The sequence below is a fragment of the Salmonella sp. 32100201201700099SM genome, from assembly GCF_017572645.1.
Lineage (GTDB): Bacteria > Pseudomonadota > Gammaproteobacteria > Enterobacterales > Enterobacteriaceae > Salmonella > Salmonella enterica.
In genome coordinates this window covers 1-22,717 of sequence record NZ_JAGERQ010000012.1, presented here as the reverse complement: position 1 = coordinate 22,717, position 22,717 = coordinate 1, and the positions used below count along the sequence as shown (strand labels likewise).

The 22,717-nt window shown below is 51.4% G+C and carries 21 protein-coding genes, 1 tRNA gene and 2 pseudogenes; 17 read left to right on the top strand and 7 right to left on the bottom strand.

The annotated features are described in order from the left end of the window. Window positions 1–35 precede the first annotated feature (35 nt). The 9 genes from yeiP (at window position 36) to yejF (ending at window position 11,055) form a co-directional block, all read left to right on the top strand. Window positions 36–608: an elongation factor P-like protein YeiP gene (gene yeiP / locus J4685_RS18050; RefSeq protein WP_001136822.1), complete on the top strand. Its 573-nt coding sequence runs from the start codon at window positions 36–38 to the stop codon at window positions 606–608. A gap of 211 nt (window positions 609–819) precedes the next feature. Then, on the top strand, window positions 820–1,806 hold the full coding sequence (locus J4685_RS18045; RefSeq protein ID WP_000169345.1) for a CobW family GTP-binding protein: 987 nt from the start codon (window positions 820–822) through the stop codon (window positions 1,804–1,806). 29 nt (window positions 1,807–1,835) lie between these two features. After that, entirely contained in the window at window positions 1,836–2,555 is a 720-nt protein-coding gene (locus J4685_RS18040) for a phosphatase PAP2 family protein (RefSeq protein WP_000178086.1), read from the top strand. 413 nt (window positions 2,556–2,968) lie between these two features. Then, window positions 2,969–3,541, top strand: a complete 573-nt coding sequence (mepS, locus tag J4685_RS18035; RefSeq protein WP_000241015.1) for a bifunctional murein DD-endopeptidase/murein LD-carboxypeptidase — start codon at window positions 2,969–2,971, stop codon at window positions 3,539–3,541. A gap of 325 nt (window positions 3,542–3,866) precedes the next feature. Further along, a complete protein-coding gene (locus J4685_RS18030) occupies window positions 3,867–5,423 on the top strand; it encodes a cyclic di-GMP phosphodiesterase (protein ID WP_000957747.1) in 1,557 nt (518 codons plus the stop codon). Between the two features lie 106 nt (window positions 5,424–5,529). Then, window positions 5,530–7,335: an extracellular solute-binding protein gene (locus J4685_RS18025; RefSeq protein WP_000561731.1), complete on the top strand. Its 1,806-nt coding sequence runs from the start codon at window positions 5,530–5,532 to the stop codon at window positions 7,333–7,335. A gap of 9 nt (window positions 7,336–7,344) precedes the next feature. Beyond that, window positions 7,345–8,439: a microcin C ABC transporter permease YejB gene (locus J4685_RS18020; RefSeq protein ID WP_000501623.1), complete on the top strand. Its 1,095-nt coding sequence runs from the start codon at window positions 7,345–7,347 to the stop codon at window positions 8,437–8,439. After that, the gene (locus tag J4685_RS18015) at window positions 8,439–9,464 is read left to right on the top strand and encodes an ABC transporter permease (protein WP_001137756.1); all 1,026 of its coding nucleotides are present in this window, start codon (window positions 8,439–8,441) and stop codon (window positions 9,462–9,464) included. The genes J4685_RS18020 and J4685_RS18015 overlap by 1 nt, the downstream gene beginning before the upstream one ends. Window position 9,465: 1 nt before the next feature. Beyond that, window positions 9,466–11,055 carry a microcin C ABC transporter ATP-binding protein YejF gene (gene yejF / locus J4685_RS18010; RefSeq protein ID WP_000203605.1) on the top strand — a complete coding sequence of 530 codons (1,590 nt, stop codon included), beginning with the start codon at window positions 9,466–9,468 and terminating at the stop codon, window positions 11,053–11,055. A gap of 3 nt (window positions 11,056–11,058) precedes the next feature. On the opposite strand, the gene J4685_RS18005 is transcribed toward yejF, so the two are convergent. From J4685_RS18005 to rsuA, 3 genes are all read right to left on the bottom strand, one after another. Next, window positions 11,059–11,403, bottom strand: a complete 345-nt coding sequence (locus J4685_RS18005) for a YejG family protein (RefSeq protein WP_001094639.1) — start codon at window positions 11,401–11,403, stop codon at window positions 11,059–11,061. 390 nt (window positions 11,404–11,793) lie between these two features. Next, window positions 11,794–12,984 (bottom strand): Bcr/CflA family multidrug efflux MFS transporter, encoded by a 1,191-nt coding sequence (locus J4685_RS18000; protein ID WP_000213347.1) that lies wholly within the window; start codon window positions 12,982–12,984, stop codon window positions 11,794–11,796. Between the two features lie 27 nt (window positions 12,985–13,011). Continuing rightward, complete coding sequence (rsuA, locus tag J4685_RS17995) at window positions 13,012–13,707, bottom strand: 16S rRNA pseudouridine(516) synthase RsuA (protein WP_001234835.1); 696 nt, start codon at window positions 13,705–13,707, stop codon at window positions 13,012–13,014. Between the two features lie 151 nt (window positions 13,708–13,858). Between rsuA and J4685_RS17990 the strand changes: the two genes are divergently transcribed. Beyond that, entirely contained in the window at window positions 13,859–15,619 is a 1,761-nt protein-coding gene (locus tag J4685_RS17990) for a DEAD/DEAH box helicase (RefSeq protein WP_000578125.1), read from the top strand. Window positions 15,620–15,743: 124 nt separating this feature from the next. Beyond that, window positions 15,744–16,028 carry a 50S ribosomal protein L25 gene (gene rplY / locus J4685_RS17985; RefSeq protein WP_000494192.1) on the top strand — a complete coding sequence of 95 codons (285 nt, stop codon included), beginning with the start codon at window positions 15,744–15,746 and terminating at the stop codon, window positions 16,026–16,028. Window positions 16,029–16,136: 108 nt separating this feature from the next. On the opposite strand, the gene J4685_RS17980 is transcribed toward rplY, so the two are convergent. Beyond that, window positions 16,137–16,757 (bottom strand): hypothetical protein, encoded by a 621-nt coding sequence (locus J4685_RS17980; RefSeq protein WP_000033428.1) that lies wholly within the window; start codon window positions 16,755–16,757, stop codon window positions 16,137–16,139. A gap of 27 nt (window positions 16,758–16,784) precedes the next feature. Beyond that, window positions 16,785–17,792 carry a nucleoid-associated protein YejK gene (yejK, locus tag J4685_RS17975; protein WP_000050806.1) on the bottom strand — a complete coding sequence of 336 codons (1,008 nt, stop codon included), beginning with the start codon at window positions 17,790–17,792 and terminating at the stop codon, window positions 16,785–16,787. Window positions 17,793–17,971: 179 nt separating this feature from the next. On the opposite strand from yejK, the gene J4685_RS17970 reads away from it, so the two are divergent. The 5 genes and pseudogenes from J4685_RS17970 to J4685_RS17955 all read left to right on the top strand — a co-directional run bounded on the left by J4685_RS17970 (window position 17,972) and on the right by J4685_RS17955 (window position 20,386). Then, window positions 17,972–18,199, top strand: coding sequence for a YejL family protein (locus tag J4685_RS17970; RefSeq protein ID WP_001135904.1), 228 nt, complete (start codon window positions 17,972–17,974; stop codon window positions 18,197–18,199). Between the two features lie 31 nt (window positions 18,200–18,230). Further along, window positions 18,231–19,991 carry an LPS biosynthesis-modulating metalloenzyme YejM gene (gene yejM / locus J4685_RS17965; RefSeq protein WP_000256154.1) on the top strand — a complete coding sequence of 587 codons (1,761 nt, stop codon included), beginning with the start codon at window positions 18,231–18,233 and terminating at the stop codon, window positions 19,989–19,991. A 73-nt stretch (window positions 19,992–20,064) separates the two neighbouring features. Continuing rightward, window positions 20,065–20,141: transfer RNA gene (locus J4685_RS17960), tRNA-Pro, on the top strand. Beyond that, window positions 20,097–20,189 (top strand): annotated as a pseudogene (locus J4685_RS22610) (hypothetical protein); the annotation flags it as partial. The gene J4685_RS17960 and the pseudogene J4685_RS22610, both read left to right, overlap by 45 nt. Continuing rightward, on the top strand, window positions 20,183–20,386 hold the full coding sequence (locus J4685_RS17955; RefSeq protein WP_001110925.1) for a DinI-like family protein: 204 nt from the start codon (window positions 20,183–20,185) through the stop codon (window positions 20,384–20,386). The pseudogene J4685_RS22610 and the gene J4685_RS17955, both read left to right, overlap by 7 nt. A gap of 192 nt (window positions 20,387–20,578) precedes the next feature. Here J4685_RS17955 and pagL read toward each other — a convergent pair whose 3' ends face one another. Further along, a complete protein-coding gene (gene pagL, locus J4685_RS17950; RefSeq protein ID WP_023211878.1) occupies window positions 20,579–21,160 on the bottom strand; it encodes a lipid A 3-O-deacylase PagL in 582 nt (193 codons plus the stop codon). 711 nt (window positions 21,161–21,871) lie between these two features. Between pagL and narP the strand changes: the two genes are divergently transcribed. Next, window positions 21,872–22,519, top strand: coding sequence for a nitrate/nitrite response regulator protein NarP (gene narP, locus J4685_RS17945; protein WP_001115500.1), 648 nt, complete (start codon window positions 21,872–21,874; stop codon window positions 22,517–22,519). A 43-nt stretch (window positions 22,520–22,562) separates the two neighbouring features. Here narP and J4685_RS17940 read toward each other — a convergent pair. Beyond that, window positions 22,563–22,717 (bottom strand): annotated as a pseudogene (locus tag J4685_RS17940) (cytochrome C biogenesis protein); the annotation flags it as partial.

Sequence of the window (22,717 nt, the reverse complement as noted above, 5' to 3'; positions counted from 1 at the left end):
ATATTTTAGATAATCTCTACAACAGGATCTCCTCGATGCCAAGAGCGAACGAAATCAAAAAAGGTATGGTACTGAACTACAACGGCAAATTGCTGATTGTGAAAGATATCGACATTCAGTCGCCTACCGCCCGTGGCGCCGCCACACTGTATAAAATGCGCTTTTCCGATGTCCGCACCGGTCTGAAAGTGGAAGAACGTTTCAAAGGCGACGATATCGTTGATACCGTCACCCTGAGCCGTCGCGGCGTTGACTTTTCTTATGTCGATGGCAACGAATATGTGTTCATGGATAAAGAAGACTATACGCCGTATACCTTCACCAAAGATCAGATTGAAGAAGAGTTGTTGTTTATGCCTGAAGGCGGAATGCCGGATATGCAGGTTCTGACCTGGGACGGCCAACTGCTGGCGCTAGAGCTTCCGCAGACCGTGGATCTGGAAATCGTCGAAACCGCGCCGGGTATTAAAGGAGCGTCCGCCAGCGCACGTAACAAACCCGCGACATTAAGCACCGGTCTGGTGATTCAGGTTCCCGAATACCTGAGCGCAGGTGAGAAAATCCGCATTCATATCGAAGAGCGCCGTTATATGGGGCGCGCGGATTAAGTTTCACATTTTTCGGCTGCGCCCCAGGGCGCAGTCTGCCCCTTTTATTTATTGACTGTTCTGCACCAGGCAAGAGAAACGTTAAAAATTTAACATTTTCTGCTCTTAAGATGGCAGAAGCACGACTTCGTCAACTCAGCGCTTCTCTTTTTCACGTTTATTCGCCAGGATTATTAAAGTTGTTATGTTGTATCAATATTCTGGAGCTGACGTGACCAAAACCAATCTTATTACTGGATTTCTCGGTAGCGGAAAAACCACCTCTATCCTTCATTTATTAGCTCATAAAGATCCGGCTGAAAAGTGGGCCGTCCTGGTTAATGAATTTGGTGAAGTGGGTATTGACGGCGCGCTGCTTGCCGACAGCGGCGCACTGCTAAAAGAGATTCCCGGCGGCTGCATGTGCTGCGTCAACGGATTGCCTATGCAGGTGGGGCTCAACACGCTGCTGCGCCAGGGCAAACCTGACCGGTTGCTGATTGAACCAACCGGACTGGGGCACCCAAAACAGATTCTGGATTTATTAACTGCGCCAGTTTATGAGCCGTGGATTGATTTACGCGCCACGCTCTGCATCCTGGACCCTCGCCTGCTACTGGACCAACAGAGCGTCGCCAATGAAAATTTCCGCGATCAGCTCGCCTCAGCCGATATTATCATCGCCAATAAAACCGACCGCGCCACGGCGCAGAGCGATGCCGCCCTGCAACAGTGGTGGCGACAGTACGACGGCGATCGTCAACTGATTCATGCCGAACATGGACAGATAGATGGTAAGCTTCTGGATTTACCGCGACAAAATCTGGCGGAACTGCCGGCCAGCGCCGCGCATTCTCACACTCATGCCAGTAAAAAAGGACTCGCCGCGCTAAATCTGCCCGCACAGCAGCGCTGGCGACGCAGCCTCAATAGCGGACAGGGTCATCAGGCCTGCGGCTGGATTTTCGATGCCGATACCGTGTTTGACACCATTGGCCTCCTCGAATGGGCTCGTCTGGCGCCGGTGGGCCGGGTGAAAGGCGTTATGCGCATACAAGAGGGGCTGGTACGCATCAATCGCCAGGGCGATGACCTGCACATCGAAACACAGAGTGTCGCGCCGCCGGATAGCCGGGTTGAACTTATCTCAAACACAGAAACCGACTGGAATACGTTACAGACGGCCTTGTTGAAGCTTCGTTTAGCGACGCACGCGTAAGGTTGCCACCGTTTAAAAACTATGGCGAAATGACGATGAAAACCCGCTATTCCTTGATAATTCTGCTTAATGCCGCCGGTCTGGCGCTGTTTTTGTCATGGTATCTTCCCGTCAATCACGGCTTCTGGTTCACCATTGATTTCGGCATATTCCACTTCTTTAACCAGAAACTGGTGGAAAGCCACGCGTTCCTCTGGTGGGTCGCTATTACCAATAATCGGGCGTTTGACGGCTGTTCGCTGCTGGCGATGGGCGGACTGATGCTCAGTTTCTGGCTAAAAGAAGACGCGTCGGGCCGGCGGCACATTGTGATAATCGGATTGGTCATGCTGCTAACAGCGGTGGTGCTTAACCAACTCGGTCAGGCGCTGATCCCCGTCAAGCGCGCCAGCCCAACGCTCTCTTTTGAGCATATTTATCGCGTCAGCGAGTTGCTGCACATCCCGACAAAAGACGCGTCAAAAGACAGTTTCCCAGGCGATCACGGTATGATGCTGCTGATATTTTCCGCCTTTATGCTGCGTTATTTCGGCAAAACGGCGGGGATCATCGCCCTTATTATATTTGTGGTTTTCTCGTTTCCGCGCGTTATGATTGGCGCTCACTGGTTCACCGATATTGTGGTCGGTTCGCTCACGGTTATTTTGATTGGCCTCCCCTGGTGGCTGATGACCCCGCTCAGCGACCGGGCGATAGCGCTTTTTGAGAATTATCTCCCGGGCGGAAATAAACAAATCTCAAACAAATAACCCATGCCATTAACATTACCTTCAGCGATAATTTTACATCGTTGAAGGTAATTTATGATGATATTCCCCCAGCCCATCATTTTTCGGTCATATTATTCCTCTACAAAATGAATAGGTTGCCCGATTTTTAAACGATTTGCGTTTAATTTGACCCGTGCTGATAGTTCACTTTTCGTATCATAAATTCTTATAAAAAATCACGCGAAATCGCTCGCAATGACAGCAACAATCGGGTAATCTCAAACTCGTTTTGCCTCGCCAGATAATTATTCTCATTGCGAATAAATTTGTGCGTTCCGCCACAGATTTGTGCACAAAGAATTGTCTCAAGCTGTGCAGGTAATTAGTCTCATCACGTTTGGCATTTTTATAACGATATTTATCGTTAAGGACTTCAAGGGAAAACAAACAACATGGTCAAATCTCAACCGATTTTGAGATATATTTTGCGCGGGATTCCTGCGATTGCAGTTGCGGTTCTGCTTTCTGCTTGTAGCACAACCACCAATACCGCAAAGAATATGCATTCTGAGACGCATGCTGTGGGCAATAGCGATAGCTCTTCACTGCAAGCCTCTCAGGATGAATTTGAAAATATGGTGCGTAACCTCGACGTTAAGTCGCGGATTATGGATCAGTATGCTGACTGGAAAGGCGTGCGTTACCGCCTGGGCGGCAGCACCAAGAAAGGCGTCGACTGTTCCAGCTTTGTACAGCGCACCTTCCGTGAACAGTTTGGTTTAGAGCTTCCGCGTTCAACCTATGAACAGCAGGAAATGGGCAAAGCGGTTTCACGCAATAACCTGCGTACGGGCGATCTGGTTCTGTTCCGCGCCGGTTCCACTGGTCGTCATGTCGGTATTTATATCGGCAATAACCAGTTTGTCCATGCGTCTACCAGTAGCGGCGTCATTATCTCCAGTATGAACGAACCGTACTGGAAAAAACGCTATAATGAAGCGCGTCGAGTTCTGAGCCGCAGTTAATCTTCATCAGGCAGCACCTCCCTTGGCTTACCTGATGAGACGACATAAAAAACACTGCTTCGGCAGTGTTTTTGCTTATTATCCCTTCTGAATCCGTTTTGCCGAATAGCGACGTGTGGCGTCTTATCCAGCCTACAACACACGAACGTAGGCCTGATAAACATAGCGCCATCAGACATTCAGGTCGTTTCCGCCAACGGCTACTGCGACAATACGCTTTCCTGCGCATCACAGAAAAGCATGACTATCCGGGGTAATCCAGGCTATAGTCTTATAAATCAACCAGTTTAACCGGCATCCGCCTTTTCAGGTCACACCAGGAATTATGCTAACACGCGACTCCTCTTCCGGTCGGAAAATCCTGCTTACCTGTATCATTACGGGGATAGCGGCAGCATTACTTATTGGTAGCCTGCAATTTTTCCTGTCGTGGCATAAACGGGATGTTAAATACAATACGCTCCTTTCTGATGTACAACATTACCTGGCCAGCTATTTCGCCGACCTGAAAGCCACCACCGATATTCTTCAACCGTTGACGATCAACACCTGTCAGCAGGTTGGCGCAGAACTCACCTCAAGAGCCGCTTTTAGCCTTAATGTCCGCGCCTTCTTATTGATTAAAGATAAAAAAGTGTTCTGCTCTTCCGCCACTGGCGCCATGAATATGCCGCTTCAGCAACTGGTACCGGATATAGATATCCGCAAAGACGTTGCTATGGCGATTCTGCCCGGCACGCCAATGATGCCCAACAAACCGACAATGGTGATTTGGTATCGAAACCCATTATTAAATGACAGCGGCGTATTCACATCGCTGAATATTAACCTGACGCCCTACTTACTCTATACCACGCGCCAGGATGATTTTAACGGCATCGCGCTGATTGTCGGCAATACCGCTCTGTCGACCTTTTCTTCGCGTCTACTGACTGTCGCGGAGCTGCCGGGCACGCCATCACGACTGGCAACTATCAACGGCCTGCCGCTTAAAATACGGCTTTATGCCGATAGCTGGACCTACAATGACTTGTGGTATGCGTTGATGCTGGGCTGCATTAGCGGCATCGTAGCAGGGTTTATCTGTTACTTTATCTATGTCCTCCGGACGCGACCGGGCAAAGAGATTTTAACGGCAATCAAACACGAGCAGTTTTATGTGGTTTATCAGCCCGTCGTCGATACTCGTACGCTGAGCGTCACCGGGCTTGAAGTCTTACTGCGCTGGCGTCACCCTACGGCAGGCGAGATTCCGCCGGATGCCTTTATCCACTATGCCGAAGCGCAGCAACTTATCGTACCGTTAACGCAGCATCTGTTCGAGCTGATCGCCCGCGACGCGCCCACGTTACAGAAGGTGATGCCCGTCGGTGCCAAATTTGGCATTAACATCGCGCCGGAACATCTGCACAGCGACAGTTTTAAAGAGGATATGCACCGGCTCAGGGACGCCCTGCCCGCGCACCATTTTCATATCGTGCTGGAAATCACTGAACGCGATATGCTCCAGCAGTATGAAGCGGCCAAACTGTTCGAATGGCTGCATTCCGCCGGGTTTGAAATCGCTATAGATGATTTCGGTACAGGCCATAGCGCCCTGATTTATCTGGAGCGATTTACTTTAGATTATCTGAAAATCGATCGCGGCTTTATCCAGGCGATCGGCACGGAAACCGTCACGTCTCCGGTTCTGGATACCGTGCTGACGCTCTCCAGACGCCTGAATATGCTGACGGTGGCCGAGGGCGTTGAAACGCCGGAGCAGGCCCGTTGGCTACGCGATCACGGTGTTAATTACTTGCAGGGGTACTGGATTAGCCGTCCTTTACCCCTAAAAGATTTCGTGCTGTGGATGTCGGCGCCTTCCGTGCCTGAATGGTAGTCCCCTTACGGTTTTAACGGATTCACATCAGACGCAACGTCACTTATTATTCAGCGAAACGCCTGCCGGTTTGCAGCGGGCAATACGATAAGGAAACCGCTTTCAGATGATTGCGCGCGTAATACTTCTGCTTGTCGCACTGGTTAGCGCTGGCGCCCAGGCCCAGGAAATCAAAGAAAGCTACGCTTTCGCCGTACTCGGCGAACCTAAGTATGCTTTTAACTTTGATCACTTTGATTATGTGAATCCTGCTGCGCCGAAAGGTGGTCAGATGACGCTTTCCGCCATTGGTACGTTCGATAATTTCAATCGCTATTCGCTGCGCGGCAATCCCGGCGTACGTACCGAAGCCCTTTACGATACGCTTTTTACCACCTCGGATGATGAGCCCGGAAGCTATTATCCGCTGATTGCCGACCATGCCCGCTATGCCGCCGACTATTCCTGGGTGGAAATCTCGATTAACCCCCGCGCTCGTTTTCACGATGGCACGCCCATTACCGCCCGCGATGTGGCCTTTACCTTTCATAAGTTTATGACCGAAGGCGTACCGCAGTTCCGTCTGGTCTATAAAGGTACTACCGTGAAGGCGATTGCGCCTTTAACCGTGCGAATTGAGCTGGCGAAGCCTGGTAAAGAAGACATGCTTAGTCTGTTTTCATTACCGATCATGCCCGAAAAATTCTGGAAAAATCATAAACTTAGCGATCCGCTTTCAACGCCGCCCTTAGCCAGCGGGCCATACCGGATTACTCAGTGGAAAATGGGCCAGTACATTGTCTATTCACGCGTCAAAAACTACTGGGCGGCTAATCTGCCGGTCAATCGTGGACGTTTTAACCTCGACACTATCCGCTACGATTACTACCTTGATGACAATGTCGCTTTCGAGGCGTTTAAAGCGGGCGCATTTGATCTACGGCTGGAAAACGACGCTAAAAACTGGGCAACGCGCTACATCGGTAAAAATTTCGATAATCATTACATCATTAAAGAAGAGCAGAAAAACGAGTCGGCGCAGGACACACGCTGGCTGGCCTTTAATATTCAGCGCCCGGTATTTAAAGACCGGCGGGTACGTGAAGCCGTCACCCTGGCCTTCGATTTTGAGTGGATGAATAAAGCGCTGTTCTATAATGCCTGGAGCCGAACCAACAGTTACTTCCAGAATACCGAGTACGCCGCCAGAAATTATCCTGACGCCGACGAACTGGTATTACTCGCGCCGATGAAAAAAGATCTTCCTCCTGAAGTCTTCACTCAGATCTATCAGCCGCCGGTCTCTAACGGCGACGGCTACGATCGCGAAAATCTTCTTAAAGCTGACGCCTTGTTGACGCAGGCCGGATGGGTGATCAACGGACAGCAACGGGTCAATAGCGTCACCGGTAAGCCTCTGACGTTTGAACTTCTCCTTCCTGCCAGCAGTAATAGCCAGTGGGTTCTGCCCTTCCAGCATAATCTTCAGCGTCTGGGCATTACGATGACTATCCGTCAGGTTGATAATTCTCAACTCACCAACCGGATGCGTAGCCGCGACTATGACATGATGCCGAGGCTATGGCGGGCGATGCCCTGGCCCAGCTCCGATCTACAAATCTCATGGGCGTCGGAATACATTGACTCCAGTTATAACGCTCCCGGCGTACAAAGCCCGGTGGTGGATAAACTGATCGCGCAAATTATCGCAGCGCAGGGTGATAAAGCGAAACTGGTGCCGCTGGGACGGGCGCTGGATCGCGTGCTGACCTGGAACTATTACATGCTGCCGATGTGGTATATGGCGCAAGACAGGCTCGCCTGGTGGGATAAATTCTCCCATCCGGCGATTCGCCCGGTATATACCATCGGGTTAGATACCTGGTGGTATGATGTCAACAAAGCCGCCAAACTACCGGCAGCCAGGAGGTAGTAAGAATCAATGGGCGCCTATCTTATCCGCCGTCTGTTACTGGTGATCCCCACGCTATGGGCCATTATTACCATTAACTTTTTTATCGTGCAGATCGCTCCCGGCGGCCCTGTCGATCAGGCTATTGCCGCGATTGAATTTGGTCAGGGCGGCGCGTTGCCCGGCGCCAGCGGCGAAGGCGTTCGCGCCAGTCATGCGCAAACCGGCGTCGGCAATATCAGCGACAGCCATTATCGCGGCGGCCGGGGACTCGATCCGGAGGTGATCGCGGAGATCACCCATCGCTACGGCTTCGACAAACCGCTGCATGAGCGTTATTTCAAGATGCTACGGGACTATCTCTCTTTTGACTTCGGCGACAGTCTGTTTCGCAGCGCATCCGTACTAACGCTGATCAAAGATAGCCTTCCCGTCTCCATTACCCTGGGATTATGGAGCACGCTGATTATTTATCTGGTGTCTATCCCGCTGGGGATTCGCAAAGCCGTCCATAACGGCAGTCGCTTTGATGTGTGGAGCAGCGCGTTTATCATTATTGGTTATGCGATCCCCGCCTTTCTGTTCGCTATTTTATTAATCGTCTTTTTTGCCGGCGGCAGCTACTACGATATCTTTCCGCTACGTGGCCTGGTCTCCGCCAACTTTGACACGTTACCGTGGTACCAGAAAATCACCGATTATTTGTGGCATATTACGCTGCCGGTGTTGGCGACCGTCATCGGCGGTTTTGCCGCCCTGACGATGCTGACGAAAAATTCGTTTCTCGACGAGGTGCGTAAACAGTATGTCGTTACCGCTCGCGCTAAAGGCGTGAGTGAAAAAAACATTCTCTGGAAACATGTTTTTCGTAACGCCATGCTGCTGGTGATCGCCGGGTTTCCCGCCACTTTTATCAGTATGTTTTTCACCGGCTCGTTGCTAATTGAAGTCATGTTCTCGCTCAACGGCCTGGGGCTGCTGGGTTATGAAGCAACCGTTTCGCGCGACTATCCGGTGATGTTCGGCACGCTTTATATCTTTACCCTGATTGGCTTATTACTGAATATCCTGAGCGATATCAGCTATACGCTGGTCGATCCACGCATTGATTTTGAGGGACGATAATGCCGCGATTAAGCCCGGTCAATCAGGCCCGCTGGGCGCGTTTCCGCCATAATCGCCGGGGCTACTGGTCACTATGGATTTTCCTGGTCGTGTTCAGCCTGAGCTTATGCGCGGAACTGATTGCTAACGATAAGCCATTGCTGGTGCGCTATGAAGGCCAGTGGTATTTTCCGCTGGTAAAAAATTACAGCGAGCGCGATTTCGGCGGCCCGCTGGCGACAACGGCAGACTATCAGGCCCCCTGGCTACAACGGCAGCTTGAGAATCGGGGCTGGGTGTTGTGGGCCCCCGTACGCTTTGGCGCCAATACCATTAATTTTGCCACCACGCAGCCTTTCCCCTCCCCGCCTTCGGCGAAAAACTGGCTGGGCACCGATGCGAATGGCGGCGACGTTTTCGCCCGCATCCTGTACGGCACCCGCATTTCTATTTTATTTGGCCTGATGTTAACGATTTGCTCCAGCGTCATGGGCGTACTGGCGGGCGCGCTACAGGGCTATTATGGCGGCAAAGTCGATTTATGGGGGCAACGTCTCATCGAAGTCTGGTCGGGGATGCCGACCCTGTTTCTGATTATTTTACTTTCCAGCGTAGTGCAGCCTAACTTCTGGTGGCTGCTGGCCATAACCGTACTGTTTGGCTGGATGAGTCTGGTGGGCGTGGTGCGCGCCGAGTTTTTACGGACCCGCAATTTTGACTATATCCGCGCCGCGCAGGCGCTTGGCGTCAGCGATCGTGACATTATCCTGCGCCATATGTTGCCTAATGCGATGGTCGCTACCCTGACATTTTTACCGTTCATTTTATGTAGCTCCATCACCACCCTGACGTCGCTGGATTTTCTGGGATTCGGTCTGCCGCTTGGCTCCCCTTCTCTCGGCGAACTTCTTTTACAGGGGAAAAACAACTTACAGGCTCCCTGGCTGGGGATCGCCGCCTTTCTGTCTGTCGCCATTCTGCTATCGCTGCTGATTTTTATCGGCGAAGCGGTACGCGACGCCTTTGATCCTGCTAAGGCGGTATAAGATGACATCTCCATTGCTTGCGATTGAAAATTTATCGGTAGGTTTCCGTCAGCAACAGCACGTGCGCCCTGTCGTTAACGCCATTTCGTTACAGGTGAACGCCGGGGAAACGCTGGCGCTGGTCGGCGAGTCCGGGTCAGGAAAAAGCGTGACGGCGCTTTCCATTCTGCGTCTTTTGCCTACCCCTCCCGCCGTCTACCTCTCCGGCGATATTCGCTTTCACGGCGAATCATTGCTTCATGCCAGCGAGCAGACGCTACGCGGCGTGCACGGCAATAAAATCGCCATGATTTTTCAGGAACCGATGGTTTCACTTAACCCGCTGCATACGCTGGAAAAACAGCTCTATGAAGTGCTGTCGCTCCATCGGGGAATGCGTCGGGAGGCGGCAAGAGCGGAGATGATCGGTTGTCTGGATCGGGTCGGTATCCGCCAGGCGAGCCAGCGTCTGCGCGATTACCCTCATCAGCTTTCCGGCGGCGAACGCCAGCGCGTCATGATAGCCATGGCGCTGTTAACACGGCCGGAATTACTGATCGCCGATGAGCCGACCACCGCCCTCGACGTCTCCGTACAGGCGCAGATTTTATCTCTACTGCGGGAACTCCAGCGCGAGCTCAATATGGGATTGCTGTTTATCACCCATAACCTCAGCATTGTAAAAAAACTGGCGGATTCAGTGGCGGTAATGCAACACGGCAAGTGCGTAGAGAACCAACGCGCCGACACGCTGCTCTCCGCGCCGCCCCATCCGTACACGCAAAAACTACTCAACAGCGAACCCACTGGCGATCCGGTTCCGCTCCCCGCCGGGCAGACGCCGTTGCTGGAAGTGGACAGGCTGCGCGTCGCCTTCCCGATCCGCAAAGGCATTCTGAAGCGCGTCGTGGATCATAATGTGGTGGTTAACAATATCAGTTTCACCCTGCATCCAGGCGAAACGCTGGGTCTGGTCGGCGAGTCAGGATCGGGAAAAAGCACCACCGGTCTGGCGCTGTTACGGCTTATCCGCTCCGAAGGCCGCATCGTATTTGACGGTCAATCGCTGGATACGTTAAACCGCCGCCAGCTTTTACCTGTTCGCCACCGTATCCAGGTCGTATTCCAGGACCCGAACTCATCGCTAAACCCGCGTTTAAACGTGTTGCAAATTATCGAAGAAGGCCTGCGCGTCCACCAGCCTACGCTTTCAGGCGCGCAGCGCGAACAGCAGGTGAAAGCGGTCATGATGGAAGTCGGCCTGGACCCGGAAACACGGCATCGTTACCCCGCTGAGTTTTCCGGCGGCCAGCGTCAACGTATCGCCGTCGCCAGGGCGCTGATTTTAAAACCGTCGCTTATTATTCTGGATGAACCGACCTCATCGCTGGATAAAACCGTTCAGGCGCAGATTCTTGCCCTCCTGAAATCGCTCCAGCAAAAGCACCGTCTGGCCTATATCTTCATTAGCCACGATCTGCATGTAGTACGCACGCTGTGCCATCAGGTTATCGTGCTGCGGCAGGGGGAGGTGGTTGAACAGGGGCAATGCGAGCGCGTGTTTACCGCACCGCAACAGGCCTATACGCGTCAGCTACTCGCGTTAAGCTGACGCCTAAAAAGGATTATTGTTAGAAAAAGGTTCCGCTATCGCCACGCCGAAATTTTTCAGCCGACAGGTGGCGGCAAACTCATCCTGACGATTAACGAACAGGCACGGTTCCCCTTCGCATTCCAGCACGGAGCAAGGAACTTCAATATCGCTTAGCGCCTGGCTGAGCTTATGCATCACTGACCACGCGCTATCGCCTGCCGGACTCAACAGTTTAAGCGCCACCAGACTATTCTCGGTGCTCTGCCCGTTTTGCGGAATCGGTTCAACCTTTGACCCCGCAAAACCCGCCGACCAGCGATAGTTTTGCGGCAGACGGTGAACAATTGAGAGCTGTAATGTATTCACTTTCTTTCCCCGGAAGCACAATTACTTCACAATTTACTTACATTTATATTAACACATCATTGACAACCCGTCCTTAAACAGATTGCTAACGCCCTTCTCTCCGTCAGTGGCTCTACAGCAAGCGGGAGTTAAAATAGTTTTACCGACGCGGAGATAGCGGCGGGCTATATGTACCCGTTTCTGCGATCTAACTCAACCTTTTTAACTACAATGATGTGACTTTTTACATAAATGGATTTTACATAAAATAAACATAAAGGAGGAAAATGATGAATTGGTAATTGATATACATCAACTATGAAAGCCGTTTGGCTTTGCCATCGTGTAGCGGATAGCGCCCCCCAACGCCGCCTGCGCATTCTTCGGCGCCATTGAGGGACACCGCACCCTTCACCGTTTTTTGGGACGGCTGGCGTAGAGATAAAACAGAATGGAACAGGCGGCGCAAAGCGCAATCGACCAGATCATCGGCCACGCACTGTTAAAGGTAGCCAGCGACAGCAACGCGCCGACGATAGCGCCAATACCAAAGCGGAAAGTGCCCGCCAACGAAGACGCCGTTCCGGCCATATGCGGAAACTCATCCAAAATGACCGCCATCGCATTGGACGAAACCATCGACACACAGCCGACAAACGCCGCAACGCCAACCACCAGCGCCCAGAATCCAATGCCCATCAGCGCGCTGAAAACCATCCACACCGCCATCGCAAACTGAATCCATAGCCCGGCCCGAAACATGTTTAGCGCCCCTACCCGTCTGACAAAACGGCTGTTGATAATCGTCATCACAAACAGAAATACGATGTTCAACGCGAAGTAGTAGCCGAAATCCTGCGGCGGAACATGATTAATTTCGATATAAACAAACGGCCCCGCGCTCAAAAAAGAGAACATACCGGCAAAACTAAACCCGCTCGCCAGCATATAGCTCAGTACGCGTTTGTGGCGAAACAACGCGGCAAAGTTACCTATTGTGGTACGAATATGAAAAGGCTGACGCCGCTCAACGGGCAGCGTCTCTTTAATCAGAGCAAAGATCATGACTGACGCCAGAATCGCCGCAATGGCCAGTATCCAGAAGATATAGTGCCAGCTTAACCATACCAACACCCAGCCGCCAACAATGGGCGCCATTAACGGCGCTATCGTAGTGACCAGCATGACAAATGACATCATGCGCGAAAACTCTTCCTTTGGATAAATATCCCGCATCAGCGCATTGATGACGACGCTTGCCGCCGCGGCCGCCAAACCGTGGAAAAAACGCATCACGATCAGTTGATCGATAGTCTGCGCCAACGCACAGGCGACCGCCGCAGCGGCAAATACCAGCGTCCCGCCCAGGATGACCGGCTTACGCCCGAGGCTATCCGCCATCGGTCCATAGATAAGCTGACCCAGCGCAAACCCCAGAATATAGGTGCTGAGCGTCATCTGCGCGCTACCGGCAGGCACGCCGAATTGCGCAGAAATCACCGGCAGCGCTGGAAGATACATATCAATCGACAGCGGCATTAACATGGCCAACAGGCCAAGAATAAAGACAATAGCAAAGGAAGAGTGCTGCCGGGTGGTCACATCGAACTCCTGAATTTAACGAGATAGTTAGCCGACGCTGGCAATTTCTTCTTCAGTCAACGGGCGGTACTCGCCGGGAGCCAGATTCTCATCCAGCGTAATGGCGCCAATCCGTTCGCGGTGCAGTTCCACAACGTGATTGCCTACTGCGGCAAACATCCGCTTCACCTGATGATAACGGCCTTCGCTGATGGTCAGCCGGACCTGCACAGGCGTTATCACCTCCAGCGTAGCGGGTTTAGTGAGATCTTTTTCATTATGCAACTGCACGCCTTTCGCAAATTGCGCTGCCGTATCGTCGGCCACCGGCGACTCCAGGGTCACCAGATAGGTTTTTTCACAGTGATGGCGCGGCGACGTAATGCGGTGCGACCACTGACCGTCATCTGTCATTAACACCAGACCGGTAGTATCGATATCCAGACGTCCTGCGGCATGCAGCTTATACGCCACCGGCTCATCCAGGAAATACAGCACCGTTGGATGATCGGGATCATCGGTTGAACAAACGTATCCCTGCGGCTTGTTAAGCATAAAATAGCGTGGCCCGTGTTGCTGCGCTAAGGGATTGCCGTCATACGCAACCGCATGTTCCGGGAGCAGTTTGAAGGCCGCATTTTTAATGATGTCGCCATCGACGGTAACGCGGTTACCACGAATTTCACGCCCGGCAATAGCGCGGCTGACGCCAAGCTGCTGAGCGATAAATTTATCAAGTCGCATGTGTGTGATTTAGCCTGTAATAATACGGAAATCGGGCATTCTACCCGAAAAAAGGGAATTGCTATCCGCTCAGTATAGCGGGCTAACTATATCCCTCAAGGGAAATGATTCATGGCATACTATTCCCGGAAGCGTTTAACGTAGTGAGACCATGATTTTTACACTCCGCCCCTACCAGCAAGAAGCCGTAGACGCCACGCTCAGCCACTTTCGCCGCCACCGTACGCCCGCCGTGATTGTTCTGCCGACCGGCGCAGGTAAAAGCCTGGTGATCGCCGAACTGGCGCGCGTCGCCCGCGGACGGGTACTGGTGCTGGCGCATGTGAAAGAGCTGGTCGCGCAGAACCACGCCAAATATTGCGCGCTGGGGCTGGAAGCGGATATTTTCGCCGCCGGACTCAAACGTAAAGAGAGTCAGGGCAAAGTCGTGTTCGGCAGCGTACAGTCGGTGGCGCGTAATCTTGACGCCTTCCAGGAGGAGTTTTCGCTGTTGATTGTCGATGAATGCCACCGCATCGGTGACGATGAAGACAGTCAGTATCAGCAAATCCTCACTCACCTGAGTAAAGTTAATCCTCACTTACGTCTGCTTGGACTCACCGCCACGCCTTTTCGCCTCGGAAAAGGCTGGATTTATCAATTTCATTATCACGGTATGGTGCGCGGCAACGACAACGCTCTGTTTCGCGACTGTATTTATGAACTGCCGCTGCGCTATATGATTAAACACGGCTATCTGACGCCGCCTGAGCGGCTTGATATGCCAGTGGTCCAATACGATTTCAGTCGCCTGCAGGCCCAAAGCAATGGGCTGTTCAGCGAAGCCGACCTGAACCGCGAGCTGAAAAAGCAGCAGCGGATTACGCCGCACATCATCAGCCAGATTATGGAATTTGCGCAAACGCGCAAAGGCGTGATGATTTTCGCCGCCACGGTCGAACATGCGAAAGAGATTGTCGGTCTGCTTCCGGCGGAAGACGCGGCGCTGATTACCGGCGATACGCCAGGGCCCGAGCGCGATGCGCTGATTGATAATTTCAAGGCGCAGCGTTTTCGCTATCTGGTTAACGTCTCGGTGCTGACCACCGGCTTTGACGCCCCACACGTTGATCTCATCGCGATTCTACGTCCCACGGAGTCAGTTAGTCTTTACCAACAAATTGTCGGGCGTGGTCTGCGCCTTGCGCCGGGAAAGACCGATTGCCTGATTCTTGATTACGCAGGCAACCCGCACGACCTGTATGCCCCGGAGGTCGGTAGCCCGAAGGGAAAAAGCGATAACGTCCCTGTCCAGGTATTTTGCCCGGCCTGCGGCTTTGCCAACACCTTCTGGGGGAAAACCACTGCCGACGGCACGCTGATTGAACACTTTGGCCGTCGCTGCCAGGGCTGGTTTGAGGATGACGACGGCCATCGCGAGCAGTGCGATTTTCGCTTTCGCTTCAAAAACTGCCCGCAGTGTAATGCCGAAAACGATATTGCCGCCCGACGCTGCCGGGAATGTGACGCCATTCTGGTCGACCCGGACGATATGTTAAAAGCGGCGCTCAGGCTCAAGGATGCGTTAGTCCTGCGCTGTAGCGGAATGACGATGCAGCATGGGCAGGATGAGAAAGGCGAATGGCTGAAAATCACTTACTATGACGAGGACGGCGCGGATGTCAGTGAGCGCTTCCGCTTGCACACGCCCGCCCAGCGTACCGCTTTCGAACAGCTATTTATTCGCCCGCATACCTGTACGCCCGGCGTTCCTTTACGCTGGATCACGGCGGCGGATATTGTCGCGCAGCAGGCGCTGTTGCGGCATCCCGATTTTGTGGTCGCGCGGATGAAAGGCCAGTACTGGCAGGTGCGTGAAAAAGTGTTCGACTATGAAGGCCGCTTCCGCCGGGCGCACGAATTACGTGGTTAATTGTACTTTTCATTGATGTAACGGCGATTTGAGTATAGAATCCCGCCCGCCTTTGCATACGCAAAGCAGATCACTTACCTGTTGCTGGGTCGCCTGTAGCAGGAATTATTAAAGAGAGATTTAAATGTTTACTATCAACGCAGAAGTACGTAAAGAGCAGGGTAAGGGTGCGAGCCGCCGCCTGCGCGCCGCTAACAAGTTCCCGGCAATCATCTACGGCGGTTCTGAAGCCCCGATTGCTATCGAACTGGACCACGACCAGGTGATGAACATGCAAGCTAAAGCTGAATTCTACAGCGAAGTTCTGACCCTCGTTGTTGACGGTAAAGAAGTAAAAGTTAAAGCTCAGGCTGTACAGCGTCACGCTTACAAACCGAAGCTGACTCACATCGACTTCGTTCGCGCGTAATCGCCTGGAAGTTGAAGAAAAACCCCGCCCCGGCGGGGTTTTTTTATGCGTTTAATTGAATTTGACGACATGCAGAGCAACGAGAACCCACTTTACTTTTCTGCTTTCTTACACCTCGCCATATTCAATTAGCGCCTCCCCTAATCGAGGATCTGTAGTTTCCGCCGCGGTATTCATACCTTTAAGCCGATTGAATAATGCCCGTTGACGAACGCTGGCACTTTCTGGTTTCCATGGCAAAATTCGTATTGGTATCGTTTGCCCGCCATTCAACGCATCAAATACCTTTTCATTGGTCAGTAAGTCGCCGCAGCTCCATGTCTTGCTATCAAACTGAAAATCAAATAAGACATGGAGCTCCAGTTCATCTACACGCACTTGACGCTTTGCATTATCGATGCGTATTTCCACCTTCTCTTTATGCGTCAAAGTTGCATCAAGATTGAGTCCATACCGTTTCAACTGCCCCTTGTCGTAATAGTAACGTATGCTGGACCAGGTTGATTTAAAAGCAAATCCAGTAATGAATAAACCACTTAAGAAGAACAGCGGGCATATGAACAAGCTCAGTAACCAGTTGGCGCCATAAGTATAAAACAGTACCAACGAGAGAACGGTGAACACCATGCCGAGCACCAACATCATCAAAAATGCGACAATGTGCGCATACAAAACCTGCCGAAATAAACTGAAATTAACAGGCGGCTTCTGACGTATTCCTTTACTCACTACGGCGTCCTTTTATGTCGTATGCCTTTATTTCCCGCCCGACGTGCGTCGCTGCAACTGATCGCGCAGATTCGGCGGCGTCCCTTTGATAGTCAGGGTATCGGTCGCCGGGTCCCAGAAAATCCGCTCGCCCAGCAGCATCGCATCAAAGTTAATCGTTAACCCGCCGCCGCTGCCGGCATATTTGGTTAGCTGGCGCAGCGTACTGCGATCCGCCGGAAAGCTCTCTTCCAGCTCATAGCCTTTTTCGGCAGTAAATTCGCTGAAGCTGACTTCACTGACGCCGGAAAGCTCTTTAGACAGCGATTCCAGCTCAATCTCTTCCCCGGCTTGTAACTGCTCGTTGCAGTAGCTGTACACCTGCTGACGCACGTTCTGACGTTCTGCTTTATCCAACTGCGCTTCTGCGGTGAAATCATCCACTGCCTGCAACAGGCCGCGATTCTGCGCTTTGGCGTTCAACCCTTCGCTGGCGCCGAGGAAATCCATAAAGAAGTCAGCGACCTTGCGCCCTACCCGACCTTTGAGAAACGTCAGATAGCGGGTCGATTGCGGATTAGTTTCCCACTCGGTAAGATCGATACGCGCCACGATATCCGCATGGTTGATATCAAGATAATGCGTCGGGTTAATGTCCAGATTTTCATTGACCCGCATACTGCTCAGGTTGTTCAGTACCGTAACCAGCAGATACTCCACCGCCAGGTAACGATAATGGCAGAACAATACAATGCCGCCGTCCGCAAAGGGATATTTCGCCAGTTCGTCACGCAGGCGTCCGGTCGCCGCCCGGCTAAAGGCAAGAAAATCTTCTTCCCCCTGACGTTGCAACCGCAGCGCTTGCGCCAGTTCACTCTCTTCATTAAACAGGCCATACGCCTTATTCTTGGCGCTATAGACCCGATGCAGTTCAGCCACCATCTCGACAACGGTGGTTGTCGGCTCCAGCAATGAATCGCGCAAGACCAGCTCAAGATTTTGCTCATCGCGCTTGATAAGCTGGTGCAGGGCAATCTGGTTGATATCCAGACTCATGATAAACTCTCCTTTAAGACCGGGCGGTATTCAACCACCGCCTGCCGGAAGACGCAAGCAATCGCCCTGTCATTTCAGGCGTTATCCGTAACGCGAATGATTTAGGGGATAAAAATGCAGAAAAAAAACTGTTGCTACGGTAATATGTTGCCCTTTCATGAACAAACAGATTTTGATTTATGCCACAACTCTCCCGCTATAGTGATGAACATGTTGAACAACTGCTGAGCGAACTGCTCAGTGTACTGGAAAAACATAAGGCGCCGACCGATCTTTCCCTGATGGTGCTGGGAAATATGGTCACCAACCTTATCAACACCAGCGTTGCGCCGGCTCAACGCCAGGCGATTGCGAACTCTTTTGCCCGCGCCTTGCAGTCTTCGATTAGCGAAGACAACGCGCACTAAAAAGCCGACTCCGGAGAAACAAGCGACAGGTATGGTAACTCATCGTCAGCGCTACCGTGAAAAAGTCTCCCAGATGGTTAGCTGGGGGCACTGGTTCGCTCTGTTCAATATACTGTTGGCTACGTTGCTCGGCAGCCGTTACCTGTTTGTCGCCGACTGGCCGACAACGCTTGCGGGTCGCATATACTCCTACCTGAGCATTGTCGGGCACTTTAGCTTTCTGGTGTTCGCCACCTATTTGCTTATTCTTTTTCCGCTCACGTTTATCGTGATGTCCCAGCGGCTGATGCGGTTTTTATCAGCCATTCTGGCGACCGCGGGTATGACGTTGTTGCTTATCGACAGCGAAGTCTTTACCCGTTTTCACCTGCATCTTAATCCCATTGTCTGGGAGCTGGTCATCAACCCTGACCAGAACGAAATGGCGCGCGACTGGCAGCTTATGTTTATTAGCGTGCCGGTTATCTTATTGATTGAGATGCTATTTGCGACATGGAGTTGGCAAAAGCTGCGCAGTCTCACGCGCCGCCGCCATTTCGCAAGGCCGCTTGCGGCATTCTTTTTCGTCTCCTTTATCGCATCGCATCTTATCTACATCTGGGCAGACGCTAATTTTTACCGGCCGATTACCATGCAGCGGGCAAACCTGCCGCTCTCTTATCCGATGACGGCGCGACGTTTTCTTGAAAAACACGGTCTGCTGGATGCGCAGGAATATCAGCGCCGTCTGGTAGAGCAAGGCAATCCGGAAGCGGTCTCCGTACAGTACCCGCTCAGCAATTTGCACTATCGCGATATGGGCACCGGTCAGAATGTGCTGCTCATTACCGTAGACGGCCTGAACTATTCCCGCTTTGAGAAGCAGATGCCGGAGCTGGCTACATTTGCCGAGCAAAACATCGACTTCACCCGTCATATGAGTTCAGGGAATACCACTGATAACGGTATTTTCGGCCTGTTCTATGGCATATCGCCAGGCTATATGGATGGCGTGTTATCCACCAGAACCCCTGCGGCGCTCATTACCGCGTTGAATCAGCAAGGCTACCAACTGGGACTGTTTTCTTCGGATGGCTTCGCCAGCCCGCTTTACCGTCAGGCATTACTGTCCGATTTCTCGATGCCGGCAGCGCAGACGCAGTCTGATGCGCAAACGGCCAGCCAGTGGATAGACTGGCTTGGGCGCTACGCACAGGAAGATAACCGCTGGTTCTCATGGGTATCGTTTAACGGTACTAACATTGATGACAGTAATCAGAAGAATTTTGTTAAGCGTTACGCCAGCGCCGCCAGCGACGTGGATGCGCAAATCAATCGGGTTCTGAACGCGCTGCGAGAGGCCGGTAAATTCGACAATACCGTCGTGATCATTACCGCAGGACGCGGCATACCGTTGACGCCGGAAGAAAATCGCTTCGACTGGTCGCGAGGACATCTGCAAGTACCGCTGGTGATCCACTGGCCGGGGACGCCTGCGCAGCGTATTAATGTGCTTACCGATCATACTGATGTGATGACCACGTTGATGCAACGCCTGTTACATGTCAGCACGCCAGCGAACGAATATTCACAGGGCCAGGACATCTTTACCGTTCCACGTCGCCATAACTGGGTAACGGCGGCAGACGGCAGTACGCTGGCAATCACGACGCCGCAAATGACCCTGGTGCTCAATAATAACGGTCATTATCAGACCTATGACTTACACGGCGAGAAGATCAAAGATCAGAAGCCGCAGCTCAGTCTGCTGCTGCAAGTGCTAACAGAAGAGAAACGTTTTATCGCTAACTGATTAATTATAAATCAGTTAGCACCGTTTCCCCTTGCATTCGCGTTGGAAAGAGGTAGTATTAGCACCCACAAGTCGGCACGTAGCGCAGCCTGGTAGCGCACCGTCATGGGGTGTCGGGGGTCGGAGGTTCAAATCCTCTCGTGCCGACCAAAATTCCCCTTAAAAACCAGCCTCTCAGGGCTGGTTTTTTTATGCCTGCAATTAAAAAGTTAGCTGATGCCAGAGACGTTATTTTGCATGAACTGATTTTGCATAAACTGATCGGACACCTTTCCCGTGCAGTGGTCAACGTAAAGTCAATGCAGGCAAATAACGTAAACCATTTTTGTACTAAAACAGAAAAAGCGCATCTATACCCTATGCTGGAAGAAATGTTTGCAGTGGCAGGTAAATGAGTAAGCAATCTGTCGCAGTAATAATAAAACGTTCTGGTAAGGTAAACGGCCTACCACTTCTTTGTCACTAACAATTAGCCTCCCTGTCGCCATAGGGCCGATAATGATCGGCCAGCCACAACACGTTTTTGTAGACAACGTACGGTGATTAATTACTCCTTCAGCCAGCAACTCGCTAATTGTTATTCAACTTCAGAAATTATAACTAATTGAAGCACCTACAAAATTATGCCCTGAATTTTTATCCGTGAGTGATCCATTCGAGAAATGCCGGATATAAGCTTCTGTAGAAAAAGCCCCAAAGTTCCAGCCAAGAAACGCTTTTTCTCCAAAGGTAAATGCAAAATTGACACGCATATCATCTCGCGACTTAGATTTTATATAAGCCCCCAGACCAATACCGGTATAGATACCAGCGAAATGAACCAGCGCCACATCCTTCGAGATACCCAATACGCCCTGGTTATATTTATTGCAGGGAACGCTGCCAGAATGTTTACTACAATCATCGATACCCTTAGCCTTAAATCCTCCTAACTCCAGATTATTTCTTGCCTGTAAAAAGAAAAAATCGCTGGGTTCACTGTATGTCAGAAAAGCCGTATATAAGTGCTCAACCCCTCCTCTTCTTATACTTTCTCCCGCAGCAAAAGAGATCTGATGCTTATTGCCCTTGCCAAAAAAAACATTATCATTAGCAGAACATGCGAATGCACAAAGTAATAATATATATATATAAATATTCTCTTCATATACACTCCACCACCATTTCAATGTCAATAGTTTTTTAACCGGATAACATATTTAAAATTTTCTACCCCATGCTTACGCTCACAGAAACGGCTGATATAGCATCCACACTACGCTCTCCCCTTGAGCCGCCCCAACGGGTGCTCAAAACGCCGCGAGTGTTGTTCAGGCACATCCAGGATAAGTTATAAGTGAATGACTCTCATTCCTGACCACATTTTCATTTATGATAAGAATATCGTCAGAATCTCTTTATCGCATAAAAATACCTCTGCTATTGACTTAATATTTAATTTAACAGATGTCGCGGTTTATTCGTTCTGCTCAGATGTATTTCATTGGCATTAATAAAACCATAAATAAATTCAATTAAAATAATTTGTTAATAATGAAAATCTTTAGACGCTATGACTTTTAATAAGGAATTTCCTGCCAGTAAAGATAGTCTGGACTTACGGGCGCAAGGGCGCAGCTACATATGCCACACTTCTGTTATGTCACATTGTCCGAAAAAAGCGTCCAGACCAGTATTCAACTTCAGGGAGTATTCTGTTTTCTCTCACAACAGGTTGTTTTATCCTTTCTATCGTTCAGCTAATGACTCGCCTGTCACAGGTTTTACTACTTACCCATGCACTAATTAAGGTAAAATTTACGCGCTTGACAATGTGGCAAATCTGGACGATTTCCGCGCTGAAAACAATAATCATTCTAATAAAACTCAGGAGATATAGCATGCCTGAAGTAACACCTTTTCAGGTGCTTATTGTGGACGACCATCCACTTATGCGGCGAGGTATTCGTCAATTACTGGAACTGGACCCGGCTTTTTATGTCGTTGCCGAAGCGGGTGACGGGGCGAGTGCGATCGATCTGGCGAATCGCATTGAGCCCGATCTGATCCTGCTGGATCTGAATATGAAAGGTCTGAGCGGGTTAGATACCCTGAACGCGCTACGCCGGGATGGTGTGACGGCGCAAATTATTATTCTTACCGTCTCGGATTCCGCCAGCGACATCTACGCGCTGATCGACGCCGGCGCCGACGGTTATCTGCTCAAAGATAGCGATCCGGAAGTGCTGCTGGAGGCCATTCGCAAAGGCGCTAACGGCGGTAAAGTCTTTAGCGATCGGGTCAATGAATATCTGCGTGAGCGCGAACGGTTTGGCGCGCAGGAAGATCCCTTTAGTATCCTGACCGAACGAGAGTTAGATGTCTTGCATGAGCTGGCGCAGGGGCTTTCTAACAAACAGATTGCATCAGTACTGAATATTTCTGAGCAGACGGTTAAGGTGCACATTCGTAATCTACTTCGTAAGCTAAACGTGCGCTCGCGCGTCGCGGCGACCATTCTATTTTTACAAACACGCGGAATGCAGTAACAAGCCAGGCCCGGTGGCGCCACGCCACCGGGCCGTCAGGGTCTTATTTCTCCTGCGCCAGCCGGATACTACGCTCTATCACCGCCCGCCGGGCGTCACCCGCCGGCAGCAGCTTCAGCATCATCTCCCAGGCCGCCACCGCCTCGCCAAAGCGCTGCTGCTCAAAGGCGCTGAACGCATACAGGCTTAACACCCGGA